Annotated in this window: 21 protein-coding genes; 7 read left to right on the forward strand and 14 right to left on the reverse strand. The window is 70.2% G+C overall.

All coding sequences use genetic code 11. The annotated features are described in order from the left end of the window. Positions 1–168: 168 nt before the first annotated feature. The 4 genes from FBF36_RS11505 (at position 169) to FBF36_RS11520 (ending at position 4,897) form a co-directional block, all read left to right on the forward strand. Positions 169–1,140: an ABC transporter ATP-binding protein gene (locus FBF36_RS11505; RefSeq protein ID WP_009733946.1), complete on the forward strand. Its 972-nt coding sequence runs from the start codon at positions 169–171 to the stop codon at positions 1,138–1,140. Positions 1,141–1,211: 71 nt separating this feature from the next. After that, positions 1,212–2,114, forward strand: coding sequence for an ABC transporter permease (locus tag FBF36_RS11510; protein WP_034491617.1), 903 nt, complete (start codon positions 1,212–1,214; stop codon positions 2,112–2,114). Positions 2,115–2,153: 39 nt separating this feature from the next. Continuing rightward, positions 2,154–4,178 carry a sensor histidine kinase gene (locus FBF36_RS11515; protein WP_225792358.1) on the forward strand — a complete coding sequence of 675 codons (2,025 nt, stop codon included), beginning with the start codon at positions 2,154–2,156 and terminating at the stop codon, positions 4,176–4,178. Then, positions 4,160–4,897: a response regulator gene (locus tag FBF36_RS11520; RefSeq protein WP_009733942.1), complete on the forward strand. Its 738-nt coding sequence runs from the start codon at positions 4,160–4,162 to the stop codon at positions 4,895–4,897. The genes FBF36_RS11515 and FBF36_RS11520 overlap by 19 nt, the downstream gene beginning before the upstream one ends. A gap of 46 nt (positions 4,898–4,943) precedes the next feature. Here FBF36_RS11520 and pth read toward each other — a convergent pair whose 3' ends face one another. From pth to FBF36_RS11535, 3 genes are all read right to left on the reverse strand, one after another. Further along, positions 4,944–5,546, reverse strand: coding sequence for an aminoacyl-tRNA hydrolase (gene pth / locus FBF36_RS11525; RefSeq protein WP_138137573.1), 603 nt, complete (start codon positions 5,544–5,546; stop codon positions 4,944–4,946). A 90-nt stretch (positions 5,547–5,636) separates the two neighbouring features. Then, positions 5,637–6,248 carry a 50S ribosomal protein L25/general stress protein Ctc gene (locus FBF36_RS11530; protein WP_009733940.1) on the reverse strand — a complete coding sequence of 204 codons (612 nt, stop codon included), beginning with the start codon at positions 6,246–6,248 and terminating at the stop codon, positions 5,637–5,639. 227 nt (positions 6,249–6,475) lie between these two features. After that, positions 6,476–6,880 (reverse strand): helix-turn-helix transcriptional regulator, encoded by a 405-nt coding sequence (locus FBF36_RS11535; RefSeq protein WP_034491616.1) that lies wholly within the window; start codon positions 6,878–6,880, stop codon positions 6,476–6,478. A 56-nt stretch (positions 6,881–6,936) separates the two neighbouring features. Here FBF36_RS11535 and FBF36_RS11540 point away from each other — a divergent pair, with 56 nt between their 5' ends. Next, complete coding sequence (locus tag FBF36_RS11540; RefSeq protein WP_034491632.1) at positions 6,937–7,299, forward strand: hypothetical protein; 363 nt, start codon at positions 6,937–6,939, stop codon at positions 7,297–7,299. Between the two features lie 705 nt (positions 7,300–8,004). Here the strand turns inward: FBF36_RS11540 and FBF36_RS11550 are convergent. From FBF36_RS11550 to FBF36_RS11590, 9 genes are all read right to left on the reverse strand, one after another. Then, positions 8,005–8,598, reverse strand: a complete 594-nt coding sequence (locus tag FBF36_RS11550; protein WP_009394861.1) for a hypothetical protein — start codon at positions 8,596–8,598, stop codon at positions 8,005–8,007. A 301-nt stretch (positions 8,599–8,899) separates the two neighbouring features. Then, the gene (locus tag FBF36_RS11555; RefSeq protein ID WP_138137577.1) at positions 8,900–9,790 is read right to left on the reverse strand and encodes a type I 3-dehydroquinate dehydratase; all 891 of its coding nucleotides are present in this window, start codon (positions 9,788–9,790) and stop codon (positions 8,900–8,902) included. Further along, a complete protein-coding gene (locus tag FBF36_RS11560; protein WP_034492813.1) occupies positions 9,787–10,824 on the reverse strand; it encodes an exopolyphosphatase in 1,038 nt (345 codons plus the stop codon). Before FBF36_RS11560 ends, FBF36_RS11555 begins: the two co-directional genes overlap by 4 nt. A gap of 55 nt (positions 10,825–10,879) precedes the next feature. Further along, positions 10,880–11,401, reverse strand: a complete 522-nt coding sequence (locus FBF36_RS11565; RefSeq protein WP_009397261.1) for a DUF501 domain-containing protein — start codon at positions 11,399–11,401, stop codon at positions 10,880–10,882. Then, positions 11,398–12,090 (reverse strand): FtsB family cell division protein, encoded by a 693-nt coding sequence (locus FBF36_RS11570; protein WP_034492805.1) that lies wholly within the window; start codon positions 12,088–12,090, stop codon positions 11,398–11,400. Before FBF36_RS11570 ends, FBF36_RS11565 begins: the two co-directional genes overlap by 4 nt. Before the next feature lie 235 nt (positions 12,091–12,325). Next, positions 12,326–13,612, reverse strand: a complete 1,287-nt coding sequence (gene eno, locus FBF36_RS11575; RefSeq protein WP_034492810.1) for a phosphopyruvate hydratase — start codon at positions 13,610–13,612, stop codon at positions 12,326–12,328. Positions 13,613–13,824: 212 nt separating this feature from the next. Then, the gene (locus tag FBF36_RS11580) at positions 13,825–14,766 is read right to left on the reverse strand and encodes a hypothetical protein (RefSeq protein ID WP_138137579.1); all 942 of its coding nucleotides are present in this window, start codon (positions 14,764–14,766) and stop codon (positions 13,825–13,827) included. Between the two features lie 93 nt (positions 14,767–14,859). After that, complete coding sequence (mfd, locus tag FBF36_RS11585; RefSeq protein ID WP_138137581.1) at positions 14,860–18,648, reverse strand: transcription-repair coupling factor; 3,789 nt, start codon at positions 18,646–18,648, stop codon at positions 14,860–14,862. 10 nt (positions 18,649–18,658) lie between these two features. After that, on the reverse strand, positions 18,659–20,032 hold the full coding sequence (locus FBF36_RS11590) for a membrane protein (protein ID WP_009395261.1): 1,374 nt from the start codon (positions 20,030–20,032) through the stop codon (positions 18,659–18,661). A gap of 145 nt (positions 20,033–20,177) precedes the next feature. Between FBF36_RS11590 and FBF36_RS11595 the strand changes: the two genes are divergently transcribed. Together FBF36_RS11595 and FBF36_RS11600 are read left to right on the forward strand one after the other, a co-directional pair. Then, positions 20,178–20,381, forward strand: a complete 204-nt coding sequence (locus tag FBF36_RS11595; RefSeq protein WP_034491823.1) for a hypothetical protein — start codon at positions 20,178–20,180, stop codon at positions 20,379–20,381. A 198-nt stretch (positions 20,382–20,579) separates the two neighbouring features. Further along, the gene (locus FBF36_RS11600) at positions 20,580–22,688 is read left to right on the forward strand and encodes a YveK family protein (RefSeq protein ID WP_225792359.1); all 2,109 of its coding nucleotides are present in this window, start codon (positions 20,580–20,582) and stop codon (positions 22,686–22,688) included. 121 nt (positions 22,689–22,809) lie between these two features. Here the strand turns inward: FBF36_RS11600 and FBF36_RS11605 are convergent, their stop codons facing one another. Both FBF36_RS11605 and FBF36_RS11610 read right to left on the reverse strand, forming a co-directional pair. Beyond that, the gene (locus tag FBF36_RS11605; RefSeq protein ID WP_009733990.1) at positions 22,810–24,714 is read right to left on the reverse strand and encodes a hypothetical protein; all 1,905 of its coding nucleotides are present in this window, start codon (positions 24,712–24,714) and stop codon (positions 22,810–22,812) included. 421 nt (positions 24,715–25,135) lie between these two features. Further along, positions 25,136–26,128: a ribose-phosphate diphosphokinase gene (locus tag FBF36_RS11610; RefSeq protein WP_009733989.1), complete on the reverse strand. Its 993-nt coding sequence runs from the start codon at positions 26,126–26,128 to the stop codon at positions 25,136–25,138. Positions 26,129–26,207: the final 79 nt, after the last annotated feature.

Genomic DNA, 26,207 nt, shown 5'->3' on the forward strand with positions numbered 1-26,207 from the left:
GGACCCGCACCGGCCGCTCCCAGGTTCGTTACCTCGGCCGATTCACCGACGACGGCGCGCTCCTAGGCTGGAGCCATCCGGTTGCTCCTTGAGAGAAGCCCCCGAAAGAACCACGGCGACCCACCCATCCACGCCTTCACCAGAGGCCTACGTCGAAGAGAGAACATCATGATCGAGGCAGTCAATCTCACCAAGCGTTACGGCAGCAAGACCGCGGTGGACAACATCTCCTTCACCGTCGAGCCCGGCACCGTCACCGGCTTCCTGGGCCCCAACGGGGCGGGCAAGTCCACCACGATGCGTATGATCATGGGCCTGGACAAGCCCACCGGCGGCAAGGTCACGATCAACGGGCGCCCCTACCGGGACCTGTCGGCCCCCCTGTGCGAGGTCGGTGCCCTGCTGGACGCCAAGGGCCTGCACGGCTCACGCAGCGCCCGCAGCCACCTGCGCCAGCTGGCCGCCTCCAACGGCATCCCCGCCAAGCGTGTCGACGAGGTCCTGGAAATCACCGGCCTGACCTCCGTGGCTAAGAAGCGCGTCAAGGGCTTCTCCCTGGGCATGGGCCAGCGCCTGGGCATCGCGGCAGCCCTGCTGGGCGACCCCGGCGTGCTCCTGTTCGACGAGCCCGTCAACGGCCTGGACCCCGAGGGCGTCAAGTGGGTGCGTGAGACCTGCCGCCGCCTGGCCGGCGAGGGCCGCACCGTATTCATCTCCTCCCATCTCATGAGCGAGATGGCCCAGACCGCCGACCACCTCCTGGTCATCGGCCGCGGCCGGATCCTGACGGCCGGACCTGTCGACGACATCATCGCCTCGGCCACCACCGACCGAGTGCGCGTGGCCTCCCCTCAGGCCACCCAGCTCGCCGAGCTCATGGCCTCCCGCAACCTGGCCGCCCAGCCCGTGTCCCCCAACGTCCTGGAGACCACCGCCACCACCGCCGCCACCATCGGTGAGCTGGCCGCCCAGGGCGGCATCGTCCTGCACGAGCTCACCACCATCCACGCCAGCCTCGAAGAGGCCTACATGACCCTGACCAGCGACTCCGTGGAGTACCGCACCGACCCCGCGTCCCAGGCCCAGATGCAGCAGGCCCAGATGCGCCAGGCCGCACCGCAGGGCTCCGCCCGGGGCTGAGGCCCACGTCCTCGGCCGCACCGCGCCCGTCATCAGCAGCTCCATCCGTCTCACTTCCGGAAGGCTCAGCCATGAGTACCCACGTTCCAGCACACGCCTCTGCCGCCCCCACAGCCCAGGCCCCGGCGCGCACCGCCGTCGGGACCGCCCCCTCAAGCTCCACCCCGCGCCCAGCCGGCCCACGCATCCAGGGCCGCCAGACCATCCTTCGCTCCGTGCGTGCGGAGTGGATCAAGTTCTGGTCCCTGCGCTCGACGTGGATCACCTCCTTCATCACCATCGCCCTGACCGTCCTGTTCGGCGCCGGCCTCACCGCCGCCCTCGGACAGTCCGAGCACTACCAGGACACGGCCAAGAACATGATCACCTCCGGTCTGACATTCGGGCAGGTCGTGGTCGCGGTCCTAGGGGCCCTCATCATCACCGGGGAGTACTCCTCGGGACAGATCCGTTCCTCCTTGACGGCAATCCCACATCGCGGCCGCCTGCTACTGGCCAAGGCCGTGGTCCTCAGCGTTGTCGCCTTCCTGCTGGGCTCGGTGTCCGTGTTCCTGTCCTGGGCGATCTCCAAGCCCTTCATCGGTGAGCACGCCGGTTCACTCACCGACTCGCACTACGCCGGCCACATCTGGGGCTCGGGCTTGGTCTTCGCCGTCATCGCCCTGATGGCCCTGGGGCTCGGCTTCCTGCTGCGCTCCACCGCCGGCACCATCACCGTGATCGTCTCCCTCCTGTTCATCATCTCCACTCCCCTCCAGATCGCGGCCAGCAAGTGGGACTGGATCTACAAGATCATCGGCTGCCTGCCAAGCACCGTCTCCGAGGCCGTCTCCGACCCGTTCCAGCGCACGACCGAGTGGGGCGGACAGGGCGCCCAGTTCCTCACCCACGGTCAGGCCATCGCGGTCTTCGCCGCCTGGGTACTCATCCCGCTCATCGTCGCCTGGTTCGTCTTCTCCCGGCGCGACGCCTGAGACGGCGGGTACCCCACCATCAGCCGGAGGTGAAGACCCATGTCATCCCCCACGCCTCCTCATGCTTCCTCCCCCACCTCGCCCCGAGACGACACTGGTGCCCCGCCCGCCTCCTCAGCGGCCGACGCCCCCGGCGCTACAGCCGCGTCGGCCGCGAAGGGTCGGGCGGGCACCGGATTGCCCGCGGCGCTGAGCAACCCCGCTCTCCTGCGGACCCTCATCCGTTCCGTGCCGACGACGGCCTCCCCCGATCCCACGATCCCCGCCCCCGACAACGGCAGGACGAGTCCCACTCCTCGGGAACGGGTCTCCCAGCCGCACAAGTCGACGTCGATCACGACCCCGTGGAATGACACACTGACCCCTATGTCCAGTCAGCTGCCAGCCCCTGAGCCCGGCCGTCCAGCCGCCGACATACCCACAGACGACGACCTGGGGTTCCAGCCCGATTCCCAGGGCCTGCTGCGCACGATCAGACAGTGGTACTACCGCCATCCGATGATCGCTGACACTCTCATTGCCGGCGGAATCGTTCTGCTGGACCTGATCATGATGTACCTGTCCCTCAAAGGGCCGGACGCCGATGCCAACACCACCCTGCATCTGCCGATAACGCTCTCCACACTGGGGCTTTGTGGAGTCCTACTCGCACTGCGACGACACTATCCCATACGGGTATGGGCAGCCTTGACGATAGTGCTCGAGATCTACTCCTTCGCGCAGATCCATGTCTATCACCTCAGCGTGCAGCAGCGCGCGTCCATGTGGGCCGGCCTCGTACTCATTCTGATACTGGCCGTTCCAATCTGTCTGGGCACCATCGCCTCACACCGCGGACCGACCGTCGCCTGGACGGTGTGGGCCATCTACTTCATCATCAGCGCCGGCGACGACTTCGTCCTCAATCCGTCCCGCTCCTTCTCCTTACCAGAGCTCGGGCAAAGCCTGCTCGTTGTAGGTCTCATCACGGCCATCGGTGTTCTGGTGGGTCTCAATGCCCGCTCCACCCGCCTGCGGTTCAAGGCCATGGAGGTCCGCTCGGCCCGGATGGCCCTGGCCAGCGAGCAGTCTGCGCTGCTGGCGGCCGCCGAGGAGCGCAGTCGCATCGCCCGGGAGATGCACGACGTCGTCGCCCACTCCCTGGCCGTCATGATCACGATGGCCGATGGCGCCGCCGCCACAGTCGAGCGCAATCCGGCCACCGCCAAGCAGGCCATGGAGACCCTGGCCGAGGCCGGGCGCAGCGCCCTGGCCGACACCCGCCGCCTGGTGGGGGTCCTGCGGGAGGATCCCTCGGTCACCGCAGGACACGCCTCCGTCCCCGATGGCTCGGTGGGTTCCGCCTCCTCAACCGGCGCGCAGGACACGGCACCGCTCCCGGACCAGTCCGACTCCGCCCGCCGCCCCCACTGGAACCTGAAGGGGAGAACGGCGGGGGCCTCGCAGTCCCCGGAACCCCCCGCCCCCTCAGGGAGCCCACCGGCGTCGACCCGCCACCGCGAGGTCCGAGACCTGCCGGTGCCCGAGTTCGCACCCCTGGGGACGGTGACACCGGTCGAGCCCAGCGCCCCCATCGCCAGCCTGCGCCAACGGGCCACCGACGGCGCGGGCGACCGGTCCCGGGGCGACCTGCCCCTGGCTCCTTCCCCCGAGCAGGCCGACATCACCGAGCTGGTCAAGCGCTTCGTGGCTGCGGGGGTGCCCGTCAGCTACCGGTGGGTGGGTGCGGCACTCCCGGAGGACAAGGCACTCCAGCTCACCGTGTTCCGCATCGCTCAGGAGGCCCTGACCAACGTGCTGCGCTACGCCCCGACAACACCGGCCGTCAGCGTCGACGTCGAGCGGCACATCGGCACCGTGGTTCTCACCGTGGACAATGAGGCCGCCCCCGGCACACGTCCGATGCACGGGTCAGGCAAGGGGCTAATCGGCATGCGGGAACGCGCATCGGTCTATGGTGGGACCGTACAGGCCGGCCCGACGCCCACGGGTTGGCGAGTCCGCGCAGTCCTGCGCTGGGACGAGCATGACGAAGGGACTTTCTCATGGCAGACGCCCCTGTGAACAGCGGCGACCCTGTCCGGCCCGACGGGTCGGAGCGCCCCGGTGAGGTCAGCGGCCCGATCAGCGTCGTGCTCGCCGACGACCAGGCGCTCATGCGCATGGGCTTCCGCATGGTGCTGGAGGCCGAGGAGGACATCACCGTCGTCGGCGAGGCCTCCGACGGGACCTCCGCCCTGGCCCAGGCCAAGGCCCTGCACCCCGACGTCATCCTCATGGACGTGCGCATGCCGGGCATGAACGGCATTGAGGCCACCGAGCTCATCGCCCGGGAGTGCCCGAGCACGCGCGTACTCATCCTGACCACCTTCGACCTGGACGAGTACGCCTTCGCCGGGCTGCGCGCCGGGGCCTCCGGCTTCCTGCTCAAGGACACCCGGCCCACCGAGCTCGCCGAGGCGATCCGTACCGTGGCCTCCGGGGAGGCAGTCGTCTCACCGCGCATCACCCAGCGGATGCTGGAGATGTTCGCCGCCTCGCTACCGAGCTCGGACGCGCCGGCCCAGCCCTCCTCGGATCCACGGATCGACTCGCTGACCCCGCGCGAGAAGGAGATCCTCGTACTCATGAGCCAGGGCATGTCGAACGCGGAGATCGCCGCGCACCTCGTCGTCTCAGCCACCACCGTCAAGACGCACGTGGGCAATGTGCTCACCAAGCTCGACGTGCGCGACCGGGTCCAGGCCGTCGTCGTCGCCTACGAGACCGGACTCATGGCCTGAGCCCCAGCAGCCTCGCTGAGGCGGTTCGCGGTGGCGCGACCTCACGTCAGCGGGGCGCGTGGAGGCGCTGCTGGGCGTCGTCGAAGCCGGCCGTGACGACCTGCTCGACGGCGTCGGCAGCCTGCTCCAGGGTGACGCCGAGGTCGGCGCGCTCACGGCCGGGGAAGTCGGACAGGACGAAGTCGGAGGGATCCTGGCGTCCCGGCGGGCGGCCGATGCCCACGCGCAGGCGCGCGTAGTCCTTGGTGGAGACGGACTTGCTGATGGAGCGCAGGCCGTTGTGACCACCCTCGCCGCCGCCGCGCTTGAGGCGCAGATCGTGGGCGGGCAGGTCGAGCTCGTCGTGGACAACGAGCAAGCGGCTGGCGGGGTCGATCCCGTAGTAGGAGACGAGCCCGGCCACGGGGCCGCCGGAGAGGTTCATGAGCACCGAGGGCTCGGCCAGGATGACGCGGGGGCCGGGGGCTCCGCCGGGCATCATGCCCAGTCGCCCCTCGGCCACGCGGGCGCGGGCCTTCTTGTGCTGGGAAAACCGGGACCCGGTGCGCTCGGCCAGAACGTCGAGCACCAAGTAGCCGACGTTGTGGCGGTTGCGGGCGTACCGGGGCCCGGGGTTCCCCAGCCCGACGACGAGCCAGGCCTCACTCATGCGCCCCGCCCCGGGGTGAGCCCGGCGCGGGAGGCACGGGTGGCGCCTGCCGGCGCGTCGTCGTGGCTGGACATGTCAGTCACGCGCGATTCACTCGGCCTCGGTCTCGGCGTCACCCTCGGCGGGGACGACCTCGGGGACCTCGGAGGCGACGGCGTGCTCGTCGGCCACGTTGACCACGGCGGTGTCGGCATCGGAGACGGCCTCGACACCCTTGGGCAGGGTGATGTCGGCGATGGTGAGGACGGTACCGGCGGCGACGTCGGTGATGTCGACCTCGATGGTCTCGGGGACGGAGACGGCCGGGGCGGAGACCATGATGGTGGCGGCCTCGATCATGTGCATAGTGCCGGGGGCTGCGGTGCCGATGACGGTGACCGGGACCTCGACGTCGACGCGCTCGTTGCGGTCGACCAGGAGGAAGTCGACGTGCTGCACGCCGGGGCGGATGGGGTGGCGCTGCACGTCCTTCCCCAGAACCAGGAGGGTCTCACCGCCGTCGATGACCAGCTCGACCAGGGCGTTGTCGTTGCTGCGCAGGGCCAGGCGGGTGGCGTGCTCCTCGAGCAGGAGGTGGCGGGGCTCGGTGCCGTGGCCGTAGACGACGACGGGGACCTGGCCGGCGCGGCGGGCCTGGCGGGCCGAGCCCTTGCCGAACTCGGTGCGGTCCTGGGCCTTGAGGGTGATGGCGTTGTTGGCCATGTGGCTCTCCTTGCGGATGAGGCGGGGCCCGGTGCCCCGCGGCTGATGGTGGTCCGGCTGGGCGCGACGACGCGCAGTACCGCCAGGTACCACCACGTCGATCACGGATGCGCGCCTCGCTGGCGCGTCCCTCGCCGGGGCAACGTGGGCAAGACTACGACATTGGCAGGCCGCGCGAACAGGCAGGTAGCCGGTGAGGCGCCCCACCTGGCGGCAGTGACAGCTTGTCAAGTGCGCTGAGGTGAGGTCCCCGTGAGCGCAGCGGTGAGCTTACGCATGACGGAGAAGGCGGAGTCACTAGCGGTCGGCCCAAGGGCGGTGAGGCTGGCCATCAGAGCGGCGATCTCCGGGAGATCCAACTCAACAGGTCCAGGCGGACCAGCGTGCTCGATGGTGGCACCTCCGCCTCGGCCTGGGATCACGGTGACCGGCACGCCGGAGTGGCGCAGCCGTTCCAGGTCGCGGGCAATGGTCCGCTCAGTCACGTGCAGGTCGTTGGCGAGACGACCGAGCGTCAGTCGCTTCGGGCTGGCATGCAGTCGCTCGATGAGGTGCTGCTGACGCTCCACCCGTCGCAGGGTCAGGTATGGGTCACGTGATGCAGCGGACGCCCGTCCTGCAGGCGAGTTCATGGACTCATCGTAACCGCGACATGGGCGTGTCCGGGTTTGAGCGTAGCGTGGACGCCATGACCAACAGCACTATCGTGCAGCAGTTCTTCGACTCCTACACCCGCGCCCTGCTTGGCCGAGACTCCAAGGCCATCGCCGAGCACTACGCCGTACCCGCACTGATCGAGTTCCCCGAACACCCCATCGCTGTCTCCGAGGCCTCACAGACCGAGCAGTTCTTCTCCGGGGCGTTCGGCCAGTACGAGGCCGTCTCCACCACTCACGCAACCATCAAGGTCGTTGCTGAGACCGGGCACAGCATCTGGGCTGACGTCACCTGGACCCACGACGCCGGCGTACCGAGTGAGCACTTCATCTACCAACTCGTCCGCGACAGTGAGAGCTGGAAGATCGCCGTTCTGACCCCGCTGGACACCTGACATACCGGCTACGACACACCGACCAGATCTGGCCCCTCTGCACCAGAGCCAGCGACCGGCTCGCGCGGTCGCCCCTGAGGGCGCGCGTTCGAGGGTGGAAGGTACTGCGTTATCTCACGACTTCTGGGAGTTTCGGATGTTATGAAATATGAGACGGGGTGGGATGGGTTGCCTGGGGCCTTCGTGCAGTACGTACACCCTTCGGCCAGTATTTCCCGACCCTCGCGGAGTAAACCGACTCGGGGCGAGAGTGGGCCGGAACCGGTGTTGAACCATGACCTCCAGGCCCCAGCACGGGAGCCTGAAGGGGGCAGGCATAGCAAGGCGAGGCCGGTCCGCCGCCTAGACACCGCGGAGTCGAGCAGGCCCGCGACTCGGTGTCCACAGCGCTGACATCAACGAGCCCTCCACCAAAGCTCTCGACGGGGATCGTTGGAATTGTGCGGTTTCTCTTCGAGGTGCGGCGTCGGTGCAGGGCTGATGTCAGCGCCATGGACACCAACGCCCCATCATGCCTCTTCTCTCAGCACACCATCCGCTCCAGGACCACCAGCCCGCCCCGAGCCCCTGCCCGAACGAGTGCTTCAGCAGTCTTGATACTCATACGTCTCAGAAGTGAGGAGACAGCACAGAGGGTTAAAGGTACGAACGCGCGACCTACCCGACGAACGGGCGGAGGCATCGGCCTGCGCCTCGGCCGGGGGTTCAGAATATGTGCTCGTTGGCCATGAGGATCAGGAGGTTGGCGTCGGCGCAGACCGCCGCCCGATCCACCCCGACACCGTCTGACCCATGGGCGTTCGGATCGTCTCGCATCATATGCTTGACATCGAGGATCTCATCGGCCTTCTCCTTCGGGACCGTGGTGAAGACCTTGCTCTCGGGGACGTACTGGCGCAGGTCAGGATAAATGCCCGGGAGCGGATCGGCTTTTCCGCTCGATGCCTCGGCGAGGGCCCGGGTGCCGGCGGGATCGAGCGTCATCACCCCGTGTATCCATATCGGGCGGTCCTGCGGGGGCAGGAGCTCGCGTTCCTCCTGCCAGTACTGCATGACCCAGTGGGCCGAGGAGATGGTGATGCCCGGCATGCGTCTGTCGAGGCGTCCCAGATCGGTCCGGATCTCCAGCTTCACGGGAACGTACTCGGTGAAGCTCGCGAAACGGCCGTCCGACGTCGGCGTCGGTGTCGCGCCCGACCGTGACCGGTCCTCTTTCGCTGAGGCGCACCCGCCCAGCGACAGTGCCGCCGCCCCGACGAGGCCCATGCCGACGGCGCTGCGCCGCCCGTGCTCGGCCATGCTCGCCCCCTTTCGCTCCCGGTCCCGCCTGCGACCCGACCTGTCGTAAGGCACTGCGGGTGCAGCGAAGACTACTCGCGCCGAGCGACGAAGGGCCCGCGATCACGGCGGCCGGCGGCGGGCACTTGTCCCCATGTCCTGGCCACGGGAGCACGCAAGGAGCACGGAACTGAGATCATCCGGAGGACAACGGCCCCAAGCCCATCGGGCTCCACGCGTTCGTACCGTAGGGGTCGCGGTCGTGCCCTTCACCCCTCGAACGCACGACCTACCCTACGAACTCGCGGGCACGGAACATCTCTCAGGCCCGCAGGAGCTCCAGGCAGCGGCGCACGTCCTGGATCGGCATCTGGCCGGGCGCGGAGGCCCGGGCCTCCCCCTGCTCGTCGGGGACGACGGCGAAGGTCAGCGCCGTCCCGAAGGCCGGCGCCACGCGGCTGACCGCCCCGAGCGCCCCCATGGACATGGCGGCCACGGGCACACCCCGGCCGGTGCCCTCCCCCGTGCCCATCGTGGCCCGCGCGCACACGCCCAGGAGGCGGGCGACGTCGTCGGCGCTGGTGGGCCATACGGCGATCTTGGCCAGGTCGGCCCCCTCATCGGCCATGCGGGCGAGGACCCCCTCCAGGACCTCATCGGGAGGCGTGGCCTCGAAGTCGTGGAAGGAGGCGACGATGTCGACGCCCAGTGTGTGGGCATGCTCGCAGACCCGCCGCAGGCAGCCGCGCTGGACCTCGACGTCGATGGCGGCCGGGCGGCGCTCGGGCGCCCAGTCGGCGAGCCCGTCGAGGACGGAGCGCAAGAGGGCGCCGTAGGCTGCGTCGTCCAGGTGGGCCCGGCCCCCCTCGGCGGCGGTGCGGCAGGTGAGCACCAGGGGGGCTCCGTCGGCAGCGTTGACAGCATCACCCACACCCCGCAGGCACTCCAGGGTCTGGGCCGCGACCGTGGCCGTGTCCAGCGAGTCGGAGGCGGGCGGCTTCGCACCGGTGGCCTCGGCGGAGGCGGCCAGGGCGCCGGCCTCCTCAAGCAGGTCGACGCGCAGCTCGAGGACGTCGGCACCGGCGCCGATGGCGCTGCGGGCCTGGGCCCGCGCGTGGGCGAGGTTCGGCCCGGTCAGGGAGACGGCTACCGCGGGCAGGCCACCGGGGCCGGGGACGCGGCGCCCGCCCCAGGTCAGCGACGTCGCGCTCACGCCCGGGCCTCTTCGGTCGGCGCCTGCTCGGGCACGAGCGACAGGGCGATGCCGTCGAGGATGTCGTAGAGGCTGGTGGTGACCCGCTCCAGCGGGTGCCCGGCGGCGGTGGTCCGCTCCACGACGCGGGAGACGACCTCGCTCCACACGAGGGCGCCGGCGGCGATGACGTCGCGGCGACCGGGGGCCAGGTATCCCCAGGAGGCGCGCTGCTCGGCGGTGGAGTGGATGATCGCCTCGCAGGAGGCCAGGACGGCCTGCGGGCTCAGCTCGGCGCCGTTCAGGGCCTGCGGGTCGAAGGTCTGAAGGTTCAGGGCGTGGGCGGTGACGGTGGTGATGGTGCCGGCCAGGCCGACCAGCCGCCCCGGGGCGGACAGGTCGACGACCCGCTCGGCCTCCTCGAGCAGGCCGCGCACCTCGGCCCGGGCGGCGGCCTCGGAGTCGGGGGTGACACCGCCGGCCAGGAAGCGCTCGGTGATGCGCACGCTGCCGGTGTCCAGGCTGATGGCGGCGCTGGGCTCGTCCACGCCCAGGACCAGCTCGGTGGATCCGCCCCCGAGGTCGACGACGAGGCGCGGCGCCGGCGCGCGCTCGCCCCGCAGCTGCCCCGGTGCTTCGACGTCCTCTCCCCCGCGAGCGCCCAGGAGCGAGCCGGTGAAGGACAGGCGGGCCTCCTCCTGGCCGCTGACGACCTCGGGCTCGATGCCCAGCAGGCGACTCACTCCGGCCACGAAGTCCTCACGGTTGCGGGCGTCGCGGGTGGCGGAGGTGGCCACGAAGCGCCGCACGTCGCTCCCGGGGGCGACACCCAGCTCGGTGCAGTCGGCGGCGTAGGAGGCCACGGCGGCCAGGGTGCGCTCCAGGGCCTCGGGGTCGAGCAGGCCGGTGCGGTCCACGCCCTGCCCCAGGCGCACGATCTCGTTGCGGCGGCGCAGCACCTCGAGGCGGGGGCGGCCGGAGCTGTCGCGGTGGGCCTCGGCGATGAGGAGGCGGATGGTGTTGGTACCGCAGTCGATTGCGGCGACGCGGGTCATGGTGGCGGCCTCCTGGGCGGGGTCGGGAAGGAGAGAGCAGGACATCCCTGCCCGTTCAGCAGAAGCAGCGCTCAGGATCCCACAGTCCGCGCTCGCGCAGTGCCTCCAGCGTGCGGTCACCGATGGGGTTGACGCCGGTCCCAGCGGCCAGGGCGTGCCCGAGCAGGGCGTGGAGGCACTTGACGCGCGTGGGCATGCCGCCGGCGGAGACCCCCTCGATCTCTGCAACCTGCCCGAGCTCGGCGCGGCGGGCCAGGTAGTCGGCGTGGGCGGCGGTGTAGGCGGCGGCCAGCTCGGCGTCGACGGCCAGGTCGGCGTTGAAGGTCTCCATGAGGTGCTCGGCCTCCAGGGTGGAACAGCCCTTCACGGCGGCCGGGTGGGTGAGGTAGTAGCTGGTCGGGAAGGGGGTGCCGTCGTCGAGGCGCGGGGCGGTACGCACCACGGTGGGGCGCCCGCACACGCAGCGGGCCGCGATGGCGACGACACCGCGCGGCACCCGCCCCAGCTGGTCGGCCAGGGCCTCGAGGTCGGCCGACGAGACCGACTCCTTCGCCTGCGTCTGGGGGGTGGGGCTCACGGGGTCTCCTTCGTCTGCGGGGTGACGGCCGGTTTCGGCGTGGTCCTGGGCGGATCCGACGGCGTCTGGTTGGGCTCCCCGGTCGGCAGCTCCTTCTGGCCGGGGTTGAGGGTCTTGCCGTCCGCCCCGTCCTTCGATCCTGCCGGTGCGGTGCTGCCGGACTGGCCGGCGGCCCGCGAGGAGTCCCGGAGCTTCTGGTACCAGGGACCGTCCTGGGAGCCCGCGCTGGCCCCGCCGCCGGCCTTGGTCTGCTTCATGGAGTCGGCGCCGACGACGACGTAGCTGGTGTCGCCGGGCATGACATAGCCGAGGCGCTCACGCACCTGGGACCGGACGTAGGTGTCGTCCTTCCACTGGGCCAGCTCGTTCTCCAGGGCGGTGGAGGTGTCGGAGGCCTCCCTGATCCTGTCGACGACGGCATCGTACTGGGCCTGCTGGGACAGGTAGGCGCGCAGGGAGGTGAAGACGACGACGAAGGCGAGCAGGCACACGACCGCCAGGATGACCACCCTGGGTGGAAGGGCCCGCTCGGGCGCCGTCGTCGGCAGCGCCCCGGACCGGGAGCGGGACGATCCGGCCCCTGATCCGGCCGCGGATGCCGCCCGTTCGGCCGGGACCTGACGGGGCCGGGCGCCGCCGGCGACGCGACGCGTCCCGGACTGGCTGGAGGAGGGGCGGCGTGGAGTCATACCGGCATCCTGCCTCACCAGGGCACATGAGACGGCGCACCCCACCGGGCGCGTTGCTCACGCTTCGGTCATGAATCGCCCCTGGCGGACGCGCATACGGCAACGCTCCTCAGACGACGCTTCGGGGCAGGCGGGAGAACCCGTCTGCCCCGAAGCGGTGGTGTGCGTCGTCGTCGAGTCGTGGCTGAGGCGTCGCGTCAGTCAGCGGCTCGACGTCGGCAGGTCGCCGTCAGGCTCAGGCCTGGAAGCGGGGGAAGGCGCCGGCGCCGGCGTAGACCGCGGCGTCGCCGAGGGCCTCCTCGATGCGCAGGAGCTGGTTGTACTTGTTGACGCGCTCGCCGCGGGCGGGGGCGCCGGTCTTGATCTGGCCGGAGTTGGTGGCCACGGCCAGGTCGGCGATGGTGACGTCCTCGGTCTCACCGGAGCGGTGGGAGGTCATGGACTTGTAGCCGGCGCGGTGGGCCATCTCGACGGCCTCGAGGGTCTCGGTCAGGGAGCCGATCTGGTTGACCTTGACCAGCAGGGCGTTGGCGGCGCCGAGCGTGATGCCCTTGTTGAGGCGCTCGGGGTTGGTGACGAAGAAGTCGTCGCCGACGAGCTGGACCCTGTCGCCGATCTTGTCGGTCAGGGCCTTCCAGTCGTCCCACTCGTCCTCGGAGAGCGGGTCCTCGATGGAGACGATCGGGAAGTCGGTGATGAGCTTCTCGTAGTAGTCGACCATGAAGGCGTTGTCGCGGGCCTCGCCCTCGAACTGGTAGGTCTTGGCCTTCTCGTCGAAGAACTCCGAGGAGGCGACGTCCATGGCCAGGGCGACGTCCTTGCCGGGCTTGTAGCCGGCCTTCTCGATGGCCTCGACGATGAGCTCGAGGGCCTCGCGGTTGGAGTCGAGGTTGGGGGCGAAGCCGCCCTCGTCGCCCAGACCGGTGGACAGGCCGCGCTCCTTCACGACCGCCTTGAGGGCGTGGTAGACCTCGGCGCCCATGCGCAGGGCCTCACGGAAGGTGGGGGCGCCGATGGGGGCGATCATGAACTCCTGGATGTCCACGTTGGAGTCGGCGTGGGAGCCGCCGTTGAGGATGTTCATCATGGGAACGGGCAGGACGTGGGCGTTGGGGCCGCCGACGTACTGGAACAGGTCCAGGCCGGCGGACTCGGCGGAGGCCTGGGCGGCGGCCAGGGAGACGCCGAGGATGGCGTTGGCGCCGAGCTTGCCCTTGTTGGGGGTGCCGTCGAGCTCGATCATGAGCTGGTCGAGGCCGCGCTGGTCGGCGGCGTCGAAGCCGATGATCTCGGGGGCGATGACGTCGTTGACGTTGTCGACGGCCTTCTCCACGCCCTTGCCGCTGTAGCGGTCCTTGTCACCGTCGCGCAGCTCAACGGCCTCGAAGGCACCGGTGGAGGCGCCCGAGGGGACGGCGGCGCGAGCGGAGGCACCGTCCTCCAGGAGGATCTCGACCTCGAGGGTCGGGTTGCCACGGGAGTCGAGGATCTCGCGGGCGTGAACGTTCTCGATGAGGGCCACTTGGTGCTCCTTGCTGGGGGGGATCGTGATGAGCTCGTCGGCGTCGGGCACGCTCGCGCGCGACTGCCGAATGCAGGATCAGCCTAGCGGGCCGACAACCCCACCACGAGGGCCATGGTCCTGAGGAATGCACAGTGTTCACGCCCGGCGAGAAACACTGGACGACGGCGGCCCCTCGGTTCCGCCGTCGTCCACACGGCCCTGACCGGCCCCTACTGGCCGTTGGTCTCGGACTGGTCGGCGCCCTGGCCGCTCTCGCCCGCGTCGCCGCCACCCTGGCCAGTTCCGATCTGCCCATCGGTCTGGCCGGAGTCGGCGGGCTGCTGACCGCCCTGCTGCTGGGGCTGCTGGTCACCACCCTGTTGTGGGGCCTGTTGCTGGGGCTGCTGGTCACCACCCTGTTGTGGAGCCTGCTGCTGGGGCTGCTGGTCACCACCCTGTTGTGGAGCCTGCTGCTGGGGCTGCTGGTCACCACCCTGTTGTGGAGCCTGCTGCGGTTGCTGGGGAGCCTGCTGCTGGCCGCCTCCGAGGGGATTGTTGGCAGATGCCAGGTTGGGATCCGTCTGGGTCAACCAGGTCTGACCCTTCGTGGAGTAGCGCGGGGAGAGATCGCCGTCGAGCGTGTCGTAGACCTTCTTCAGGTCGGCGAAGACGGGCTGAGCCTTTTGAGCCTGCTGCGGTTGCTGCCTGAGATTCTCGAGCTGGCTGCTTATGGCCACCCCCCGCAGGTAGGTGAGCGTTGAAGCCTGGCGGGGCTCGAAGCCCAGCTGTTCCTTGGCCAGCTTCACGATCTGTGCATCGGTGACGTTCAGGCCGTGGGCCTTGCCGACCTCAGCCAGGATGGGCTCCGTGATGAGGGAGCCGGCGATCTCGGACCGATTCGCACCCAGACGCTCCTGACCCGTCTGGCCGGGCACGGAGGCCATCTCCTTGACCACGACGTCGATGTCCTTCTCACTCACGACGACGGAGTGGCTGGCCCCGTCCAGGCCGGTGTAGTGCATGTCGGCCACCTGACCGGGATGGTCGGAGCAGCCGGCGAGAGCCCCGACGGCGAGGAGGAGTGCAGCGCTGGCGGTGAGGACGCGCGTGCGTGCGGCAAGGCTTCGGGTCACGGTCTGCTCCTGGAGGGGGATGACGCTGGAGGGCGACATGGTGTCACAGCATTTCCGCCCCCGACCCTACCGTTCCACCCGCGACGACGCACGCAGCCGGCGCATCGCTGCCCACCGGCGCGGCCCCGGCCGTCAGCGGCGCTTGCGGTAAGTGGTGGCCTCGGTCTCGTAGGAGCTGTCACCCTCGACGACGGCGTGCAGGAGCACCTCGGCCCAGCGCACGACCTCCTCGCCGGACAGGGCCGCCCCACCCATGCGGTTGGTGCCCGGCGCGGGCACCACGATGGTGCGTGTGGCGGGCTTCAGCACAGTCCCCGGGTAGAGGCGCGTGACCTTCATACGCGCCGACTCGGGCAGGTCCACCGGCGCGAAGCGCACTGACTTGCCCTGGGCGACGATCTCCCGCACCCCCAGCTCGGCGGCCAGGGCACGCAGGCGCGCCAGCGCCGCCAGGCGGGCGGTGGCCTCGGGCACGGGCCCGTAGCGGTCGGCCAGCTCCTCCAGGACGTCGTCGACCTGCTCGCCCGAGCGCGCCGCCGCGAACTTCGTGTACGCCTCCAGGCGCAGGCGCTCGTGGGGGATGTAGTCCTCGGGGACGGTGGCGTCCACGGGCAGCTCGATGCGCAGCTCGACGTCCTCGTCGTCACCCTCCTCGAAGCCGATCGCGTCGGCGCCGGCCTTCCCGGAGCGGGCCAGGGCCTTCTTGTAGGCGGCCACGGCCTCGGAAACCATCCGCACGTACAGGTCGAAGCCGACCCCGGCGATGTGCCCGGACTGCTCTCCGCCGAGCAGGTTGCCCGAGCCGCGGATCTCCAGGTCCTTCATGGCCACCTGCATCCCGGCCCCGAGATCCGTGTTGGTGGCGATGGTGCGCAGCCGCTCCAGGGCCGTCTCGGTCAGTGGCTTGTCCGAGGGGTAGAGGAAGTAGGCGTAGGCCCGCTCCCGGCCGCGCCCCACGCGCCCGCGCAGCTGGTGGAGCTGGGACAGGCCCATGCGGTCGGCGCGGTCGACGATGAGGGTGTTGGCGTTGGACACGTCCAGCCCGGTCTCCACGATCGTGGTGCACACGAGCACATCGGTCTCCTTGCGCCAGAAGGAGTCGATGACGGCCTCGAGCTGGTGCTCGTTCATCTGCCCGTGGGCGGTGGCCACGCGCGCCTCGGGCACCAGCTCGGCCAGGCGCGCGGCGGTGGCGTCGATGTCCTCGACCCGGTTGTGGACGAAGAACACCTGCCCCTCGCGCAGCAGCTCGCGGCGGATCGCGGCGGAGACCTGCTTGGTCTCGTAGGCGCCCACGTAGGTCAGGATCGGGTGGCGGTCCTCGGGAGGGGTCGCCAGGGTGGACATCTCGCGCAGGCCGGTGACCGCCATCTCCAGGGTCCGCGGGATCGGGGTGGCGGACATGGACAGGACGTCCACGTTGGTGCGCAGCGCCTTGAGGGTCTCCTTGTGCTCCACCCCGAAGCGCTGCTCCTCGTCGATGATGACCAGGCCCAGGTCCTTGAACCTCACCTGGCCGGTGATGAGACGGTGGGTGCCGACGACGACGTCCACCGTCCCCTTCTCCAGGCCCTCGAGCACCTTGGCGGACTCGGCGGCGTCCTGGAATCGGGACAGGGCCCCCACGGTCACCGGGAAACCGGCGTAGCGCTCGGTGAAGGTCTCGGCGTGCTGGCTCACCAGCAGGGTCGTGGGCACCAGGACGGCGACCTGCTTGCCGTCCTGGACGGCCTTGAAGGCGGCGCGTACGGCGATCTCGGTCTTGCCGTAGCCGACGTCGCCGCACACGAGCCGGTCCATCGGCTGGGCCTTCTCCATGTCGGCCTTGACCTCGTCGATGGTGGAGAGCTGGTCGGGGGTCTCGGTGTAGGGGAAGGCCTCCTCCAGCTCGGTCTGCCAGGGGGAGTCGGGGCTGAAGGCGTGGCCGGTGGTGGCGGCGCGGGCGGCGTAGAGGCGCACGAGCTCCCCGGCGATCTCGCGCACGGCCTTGCGGGCCTTGGACTTGGTCTTGGCCCAGTCGGCGCCGCCCATCTTGCTCAGGGCGGGGCTGTCGCCGCCGACGTACTTGGTGACTTGGTCCAGGGCGTCGGTGGGCACCAGGAGGCGGTCGCCGGGCTGGCCGCGCTTGGAGGGGGCGTACTCGATGACGAGGTACTCGCGGGTGGCCGACGAGCGGGCCCCGCCCACGGCGCGCCGGCTCAGCTCGATGAAGCGGCCCACCCCGTGCTGGGCGTGGACCACGAGGTCCCCGGCGTGCAGGGACAGGGGGTCCACGGAGCGGCGGGCGCGGCGGGCCGGCAGGCTGCGGCGCTCGCGGGGGCCGGCCGAGGCACGCCCGGTGAGATCGGACTCGGCGATGAGGGCCAGGCGCAGCCCCTCGGCGAGGAAGCCGTGGCCGGCGCTGGCCTGGGTGACGCGCACGACGCCGTCGCCCGGGCCGGCCGTCGCGTCACCGTCGGCGCCGGCCGAACCGTCGGTCTCACCGTCGGCGCCGGCCGATCCGTCGGTCTCATCGGCGGGGGCGGCCGGGGCGGGGGTCCAGTCGCCGTCACGGCCGAGCTCGGTGACCTCGGAGAGCTGGTCGACGATGCGGGCGGGAACGTCGCCGTCGCCCAGGAGCTGGGCCATGCGCCGGCCGGGTCCGGGCCCGTCGGTGGCCACGACGACGGTCCAGCCCTGGCGGGCCAGCCGGCCCAGGTCGGCGACGGCCCGCTCGAGCTCGCCGCGGTAGGTGTGCGGGTCGCTGAGGTCCAGGCGGGTGGTCTCGGGGCCGGCGGCCAGGGCGGTGAAGGACCACCAGCCGCGGTTGGAGGACAGGGCCAGGGCCCGGGCCTCGGCCAGGTGGGCGAAGGCGGCGGCGGACAGGTCGACGGGGACCGTGCCGCCGGAAGCCGCCGAGGTCCAGGCGGCGGCGAGGAACTCAGTGGTGGTGGCGGTGAGGTCCTCGGCGCGCTTGCGCACCCGCTCGGGCTCCAGCAGCACCGTGAGCCGGTCCCCGACGAGGTCGAGCAGCGGGACCATCGCGTCGACCAGGACCGGGGCGAGGGACTCCATGCCCTCCACGGCGATGCCCTGGCTGATCTTCTCCAGCATGTCGGCGGCGCCGGGGACGGCGTCGACCAGGGCGGCGGCGCGCTCGCGCACCGCGTCGGTGAGGACCAGCTCGCGGCAAGCGGTGGCGGTCACGGCGCCCAGCGTCTCGATGGTGCGCTGGTCGGCGACGGCGAAGGAGGAGACCTCGTCGATCTCGTCGCCGAAGAAGTCCACGCGCACCGGTCTGGGCTCGGAGGGCGGGAAGACGTCGAGGATGCCACCGCGCACTGCGTACTCGCCTCGGGACTCGACCATGTCGACGCGCGTGTAGGCGGCGGCCTCCAGGCGGCGTGCGGTCTCCTCCAGGCCGACGGCAAGACCGGGGGCCAGCTGGACGGGCTCGAGCTCGCCGAGCCCGGCGATGACGGGGGCCAGAAGGGCGCGCACGGGGACGATGAGGACGCGGATCGCCCCGCCCTCCTCGGGGTGGGCCAGTCGGCGCAGGACGGACAGGCGCTGGGCGACGGTGTCGGCGCGCGGCGAGAGGCGCTCATGGGGCAGGGTCTCCCAGGCGGGCATGACGGCGACGTCCTCCGCCGGCAGGTAGCTGCGCAGGGCCAGGGCGGTCTCCTCGGCCTCGCGGCCGGTGGCGGTGACGACCAGCAGGGGCGTGCCGGGGGCCTCTGCCGCTCCGGCCGCCTGCGCGTCGTCGCCGGCGACCCGCTGGACGCCCTCCTCGCCCAGGGCCATGGCGGCCAGGACGGCGGGCCGGGCGCCCGGTGCGACGACGAGGCTGCGGTCGGAGCGCGAGCGGGAGGAGGCGGCGCGAACGGTGCGGGCGATGTCGGCGTCGGCGAGCAGCGGAGGCAGGAGCGCAGTCAGGAGCACGGCCGCGAGTCTAGTGACTCCCCGTCCCAGCACCACTGGCGGGCCGGACCGACCGGCCGGTGAAGGCCCGGCGGGACCAGTCCCGGCTGCGGATCCGGTTCCAGGGGTTGTCCTGCCCGGCGACGACGCCCACGCCTCCACCTGTGGTGTTGTTACGGCTCTCCAGCAGGACGGAGACCTGCGCCGAGGCCGCCATGCCGGCGATGAGCCATACGACGGTGCCGATCTGGGTGATGAAGGCGACTGTGCCATAGGCCGGGATGAGGCTGAGCAGGGCGATCTGCGCGGGGTTGGAGCGCTGGACGAAGGCCCTGGCGCCGTACACCAGGAGACCCACCATGAGAAGCGTCACGGGGACCCAGCCGAAGCGCAGCGCGGTCAGGAGCAGGTGGTTGTCGATGGAGCTGTAGCCGCCCCAGGCCACCGAGCTCCCCGACCTCTGGTAGGCCGCGGACAGCCCCAGCGGCTTGAGCTGACGCACCAGGACGAGGATGTCGCCGCGGTAGCCGGCCGAGTCCTCCTGCTCGCGGCCGGCCGAGTCGAAGACGCCCAGGACGTAGGGCAGCAGGACGCTGCCCACGCCGACCAGCACCGTGAGGAACCCCATCCGCCACAGGGCGGGGATATTGGTGTGCACCTGCATGAGGCTGAGGATGACGGCGATGACGGCGCAGGCGATCGCCGAGCGGGAGAAGGTCGGGATGGTCGCCCCCAGGACGAGGGCGCCGGCCGCGATCCGGTAGCCGGGCCTCCACCGTGTGGCCAGGATGAGCGGGATCCCGGCCGCCAGGCACACTCCCAGGGCGATGGGGTGACCGAAGGCGCCCTCGACGCGGGTGAGGCTGCCCCGGGCCAGGGGCGGGGACCACTCCTCGTAGAGGTTGTTGTGGACGGTGATGTAGCTGAAGGGGTTGATGGTGGTGACGGCCTCGAAGAGCGCCAGCACCGCCACCGTGATCCACACGACCGCCAGGACCTCGGCCATGCGCCGCAGCCCGAGCCTCTCCACGAGCAGCCGTCCGGCGAGGTAGGCGGGCAGGGCACCGAAGACGACGTCGGACAGGACGTAGTTGAGCGGCGAGCCCGCGGCGACGGACAGGCCCACCAGGCACCAGGTGGTGGTGACCATGAAGTCGCCACTGGTCAGCCGCCACGAGAAACCGGGCAGGAGGGCGACGACCACCAGGAAGCAGGCCAGGGTGGCCGGAGGCACGTTGGGCTCGAAGGGGATCATCACCCACACCGGCACGAAGCCGATGGCGCCCATGACCAGGGCGGCCCCGACGATGGGGCGGCGGTGGATGCGGTCGGCCACGAGGATGAGGGCCGCCAGGGCGGCGGCCACCATGGGGAGGACGATGAACAGGGTCCTGGCGAAGGACATCGTTCCTCCCTTGTCCTGTCATGGCCGTGGCAGTGTCACGGCGTTCGATCGGTGGTTGACTCGGCGGCCGACTCTGCGGCTGACCGGCGGATGGGCTGCTGCGTCGGCGACGCCTGGACGGCCGAGGAGCCGCCGCAGGGCCGCTGTGAGAAGTACCCGGGAAGATGCTGAGAGAGCCTTCGAGGTCCTGACCGAGGTCATGCGGATCCGGAAGAAGTCCGCCGACGTCACCCCCGGTTCGGTCGACGCCGACGTCTTCTTCACTGCTGGGACAGGAGTCCTCAGGACCCTCGCCCTTCACACGGTTCCGGTGAAAGACTCACCACATCGCCCACCCCCGCACGACTGAGAATTCCAGGCGTGGCCGGGGGCGCAGCGAAGGCTACTACAGTCACCGAGACCTAAGCGTGATCTTACAGTTAGGGTTGGGCCGTAGCCTTTCAGCATCATCCGCCGGGCCATGAGGACCACCATGAGGCCCACGGTGCCCGAAAGGCCGCCAGAACCGACTGGATCCAGACCAGCCCCAGACCAGATGAGGAGCAGCGTGCAGCCATCGCAGATCCTTCACGCCATCCGCAGGAACCTTGTCGCCTGCCTCGTCATCCTGCTCGTATGCATCCTGGCCGGGCTGGGGGTGGCCCTGGCGACGAAGCCGGTCGCGGCGGCCACCACGACCCTGGGCATCCAGCCCAAGTCCAAGGAGACCCCGTCCTTCTCCACCCAGGCCAAGGACCTCATGCCGACCCTGGTGGAGCTCTCCACGAGCCCGAAGGTCCTCGATCCAGCGGCGGCCAACCTGAACATGGAGACCACCGATCTGTCGGATGCGCTGACGGTCACCAACCCGCCCGAGACCCTGGTCCTGTCCATTACCGCCAAGGCCGGCAGCAAGCAGGAGGCTGTCGACATGGCCCAGGCGACGGCCGACTCGCTCAACAAGGAGCTCTCCTCCGGCGAGCTCCTGGGTAAGCAGGCCCTGGGGATGACGACGAGCACCACCTCGCCGGCCACCACGGCCAACACCACCATGGAGCGCCCCGGCGCCCAGGCCGCGGCGATCTCCGGGCTGCTGCTGGGGCTGCTGGCCTCCGTCTCCTACGCGATGTTCCGTCACCGTCGGGACAGCGGCCATAGTGGGGACAGCGGTTCCGAGGGCCTTCCCGGGCGTACGGCGGCCGCTCTCAACGCCCTGAGGCAGAAGACCTCGGACCTGCTGCGACCGAGCCGGCCGCCAGCGCAGCCTCAGGTGCAGGCGCAGCCGCCTTACCAGTATCAGCAGATCCCGGCCCCGACGTCCCCCGAGGTCCCTGCCGCCCCGGCCCCCGGCGCCATGGCGACGCAGTCAGCCTCCTCCTCAATGCCGTCGCCCGTCCCGGCGCCGTCCTTCTCGACCCCGCGGTCGCAGCAGCAGACGACCGCGATGCCCGCGATCTCCGACTCCGCCTACTCGGCCGCCCAGCCAGCGCCCTCCGCTCAGGAGCCGGCCCGTGCCCCTGCGCCGCCGCCCTCCTCGGTCTCACCAGTGCCCGCCACATCATCGACCCGCTCCCCCGTCTCCATGAGCGCGGCACCGCTGTCGTCGGCATCGGGGGCCGCGGCCCCCACGCAGTCCTCTGCTCAGGCCTCCGCTCCGGACCCCGCACACAGCTTCGCCTCCGGCATCACCTCCGCCCTGCAGCGACAGCGGGCCTATCAGCCCGCGCCAGTCACCCCGGCCGGGACCGCTTCGTCTCAGTCGGCCCCCGATGCCACCGCCTCCTACAGGCACGCGCCGCTGCCCCCGCCTCTGCCCACCCCCGCCGACCTGACGGTACCGGCCTCCCCGTCGATCGCGGTGCAGCCCTACACGACCACCCCGTCCTCCGGGAGCCATCGTTTCCCGGGCGCACCGGACGGTCCCACTCGGCGCAGCACCGCCCTGCCCACCGGGCAGACCGTCTCAGCGTCCTCGGGGTCCTCAGCATCCCCGGCCTCCTCCGCCGCCTCGGTAGGGTCCTCCTACCAGTACCCTCCGACACCGGCCCCGGCATCCTCGTCCACCGGCTCCCCCGCCTCCGCCACGCCGGCCACCGGCCGTCGGCGCGCCTCCGCACCGAGCGTGCCCACTCGGCGGCGCATCACCTCACCGTCAACGGACCGCCCGGTAGCAGCGACTGGATGGCAGGACGCCTCCTCCCTGCCGACGACAACGAGCCGGCGCCGGGTCCAGCCGGTGCCCTCTGCCCCCGAGCCCCCGGTTGCCGCTGAAGCCTCACGTGGCGCGGTGCGCAAGCAGGACTCGGCCTCCGAGACCGGTTCCTCCTCCTCGTCCCCTTCGACGTCGATGCGTCAGCAGGCGCCCTCGCGCCGGCAGACCCTCGCTCGTCGTCGGCGGATGTCCAAGCCGCGGCTGACTCTCGTGACGCCGCTGTCCGAGGAGTCCTCCATCGAGCAGACCCGACATCTCGCGCCGGTGCCGACGTCGGCGAGTGGCCGCCACCGCAGTCCTGACCCGCCGGACGCCCCACCTCCGCCTCCGCCGCCGTCGATCCAACCCGGCCAGCAGATGGCCTCGGCGTCGTCGGCCGCCGCGGCTCCGCGCTCAGCCCCCGCCCCAGGGGCCTCCGCGGCCTCGGCCGGCCGCCGAGCACAGTCGACGGGCCGCTCCTGGTAGGCCGGCTGCCGGCACCACCGTGAAGGGCGGGTCCGATGCTCAAGGCATCGGACCCGCCCTGTTCATGCTCACACAGGGCCGCGTGAGTCACAGGGCACCAGGATCACCGCGGCCCGGGCACTCAGTGGCCGTCCTTCTCCTCGGGCGAACCATCGGCCTCGTCGTCAGCATTGGCCTGGTTGTTGCCGTCCTGGTCCGCATTCTTGGCGGCATCGTCAGCATTGGCGGGATCCGCGTTGTCCGCCTTCCTGGGAACCGTGACGCTCGGCATCTGGGCGGTAATGGTGTTTCCGCTGGGATCGGAGACCACCAGGCGGTAGGTGTGCTCGCCGGCCGAGCAGGTGGTGTCCTCCAGACTGTGGTCGTTGAGCGCCCAGCGGGTGTCGCTGATCTTCTCGGTGGCCACCGGCGTGGTCTCGTTGTCCCGGTAGAGGCTGTAGGTCAGGGTCGGGTCGTCACGGTCCCAGGTGGCGGTGAAGGAGACCTTGACCGAGCCCGACGTCGTCACCTCCGCCCTGGCGGCCAGGTTCTCGGCCTTGCCCTCGGGAGGCAGCGTGGGCTGACCGGCGCGCCGTGGATAGCGCACGATCCCCTGCTGGACCTTGCCGTCGGCCTCGATGAACTCACCCACCATGAGGACGTACTTGTCGGTGACGTCGACCTTGTAGGCGGCCTGGGACATCTTCGTGACCTTGCCCGCCTCCAGGTCCGGGTACCAGCCGATGATCGTGGGGCTCTTGAGACCCGAGGTCGACCAGTCCTGGTAGCCGTCGGCGACGCCCTGCTGGCGGATGGTGATGTCGGGACTGTTGGTGAAGGCCATGGCCCGCACGTAGAGGGGATGAGAGCCGTCCTTGCGCACCTCGGGCATGTTGGGGAAGCCGTAGATGGTCTCGCAGGAGTGGGCGTGCCCCACCGTGTAGACGATCTCCTTGGTGGGGGCGATCCCGTAGGTGTCACCGTGGCAGGGCTCGAGCCAGATGAGGTTGCCGTTCCAGTCGGCCTTAAAGCTCCCTTCGAGGTTGGCCTCGTCGAGGCGTCCGACGGCGGAGTATGCCGTGGCGTAGAAACCGGCGTCGTCGACGGCGATATCGAAGATGGCTGCCTTCTCACCGGCCGTGCGCACGGTGTCGTTGACCGGCATGGGCAGCACCTCACCGGTGGAGGCGTCCAGGAGAGCCATCCCGTAGCCGGGCCTGCTCGAGCCGTTGACTGAGGAGAAGGAGCCGCCGATAACGACCTTGGAGTGGTCCGGGGAGACCTCGATCGCGTAAACCTGGGCGTTGGGGCCCTCGGCGGACGCGGTCCAGTCCAGGAGCTCGCCGGTGGAGGCCTTGAGGGCGGCCAGTCGGGTCCGCTGCTGTTTGTTCACCTTGGTGAAGTAGCCCCCGACGTAGAGGGTGTCACCGGCCACCGCGATGTCCTTGACAGTGGTGCTGAACACGGGTTGGAAGGAGGAGATGAGGGTGCCGTGCCCGTGGGAGATGTCGAAAGCGGCCAGGCGGCTGTGCCACTCGTCGTTGACCCTGTCGAACTCCCCGGCGACGTAGAGGGTCTTGCCGTCCTCGGAGAGGGCCAGGCTTCGTCCCGCACCGTTGAGCGTGGGGGCGAAGTCCTCGATGAGCTCCCCGGTGGTGAGGTCGTAGGCCAGGATGTTGGAGCGCGGGACCTCCTGCTGTCCTGCAAGGGCCCCGGCCGGTCGGGCGCTGTTGAAGCTGCCGACGACGTAGACCACGTCGCCGACGACGAGCTGTCCCCAGGCGACGCCGTCGATCTGCACCGTGGGCAGGGGCGCGGCCGTGTACACGGGCTCCTGAAGCGACTGACCGGTGGGGTCTGCGCCCGCGTCGGCCTCACCCCCGTTGTCGCCGACATTGCCGGAACCGTCGGCATCAGCGTTGGCCTCAGTCTTTTCCTCAGCCGTCGCCACCGGAGCGGCCGGGGTCAGGGCGATCATCGAGGTGAGCAGGAGCGGCAGGAGGGACAGGATGATGAAAAGACGAGGGGTGGTGGAGAGACGACGCATGGAGACCTCCAGGACATATGGCAACCAACGCGCAAGCGGATCACGGTGTACCGTTGACATCCGGCCGTATAAGGCCCGTGAAAGTCACTGGTGAATGCGGTGACAACAATTAATCTAAGTGGTTGCACGCATTGGTTCGGGGAGCACATTCCGCTCATGCGGAACACGAAGAGGGAACGAAGGAGAAACGAATCGATGACAACGTCACGCTACGCCACCATGAGGTTGGATTGCAATGAAATTGTTATCTCAAGGTTACTCCGCACTCTGAGCGGACTCTCCGTCATGGGCAGCACGCCCCATGAGAAACGCCCTCACCGGACCCTGGTGATGGGGCCCGGCGAGGGCAGGAGCACGATGTCAGAAGACAGGGGCGCGGCGGGATCGCGCAGGCCCTGGGGCCCGCTCGACCCTACCGGCCTCAGGCGCCGGCGACGCCGACGGTGTCGAAGAGCGAGGCCACCGAGCCGTCATCGAAGACGGCCTTGATCGCCCGGGCCAGCAGCGGCGCGATCGGCAGGACCGTCAGCTGGTCGAAGCGCTTGCCGGCGGGGATCGGCAGGGTGTCGGTGACGATGACCTCGCGGGCCCCGCAGGTGGAGAGCCGGTCCACGGCCGGACCGGAGAGCACCCCGTGGGTCGCGGCGACGATGACGTCCTTGGCGCCGGAGTCCAGGAGCACCTGGACGGCCTTGGCGATGGTGCCGCCGGTGTCGATCATGTCGTCGACCAGGACGCAGGAGCGCCCCTCGACGTCGCCGACGACGCGATTGGCCACCGACTCGTTGGGACGGGTGACGTCACGGGTCTTGTGGACGAAGGCCAGCGGAGCGCCACCGAGCTGGTTGGCCCAGCGCTCGGCCACCCGGATGCGGCCGGCGTCGGGGGAGACGACGGCGGCGTTGGCCGGGTCGACGCGGGTGCGCACGTAGTCCACGAGCACCGGCTGGGCCCACAGGTGGTCCCAGGGGCCGTCGAAGAAGCCCTGCTCCTGGGAGGTGTGAAGGTCCACGCTCATGAGGCGGTCGGCGCCGGCGGTCTTGTAGAGGTCCGCCACGAGGCGGGCGCTGATGGGCTCGCGCCCCAGGTGCTTCTTGTCCTGACGGGCGTACGGGAAGAAGGGTGCCACCACGGTGATGCGCTTGGCGGAGGCGCGCTTGAGGGCGTCCACCATGATGAGCTGCTCCATGAGCCAGTCGTTGACGCGGTCGCCGTGGGACTGGACGACGAACACGTCGCAGCCGCGCACCGACTCGTTGAAGCGGACGTAGGTCTCCCCGTTGGCGAAGTCGTAGGCCGTGGAGGACAGCACCTCGGTGCCGAGCTCGCTGGCCACGTCCTGGGCGAGCTCGGGATGGGCGCGCCCGGAGACGACGACCAGCCGTTTCTCACCCTTGGTAATGATGCCCGTCATGACGTGGTTCCCTTCTCACGGCCGGTGCGGCCCTCGGTGTGACTGTTGGAGACGGAGGTGAAGGTCAGTGATCGGTACG

The organism is Actinomyces sp. oral taxon 171 str. F0337 (genome assembly GCF_005696555.1).
GTDB classification, from domain to species: Bacteria; Actinomycetota; Actinomycetes; order Actinomycetales; family Actinomycetaceae; genus Actinomyces; species Actinomyces oris_E.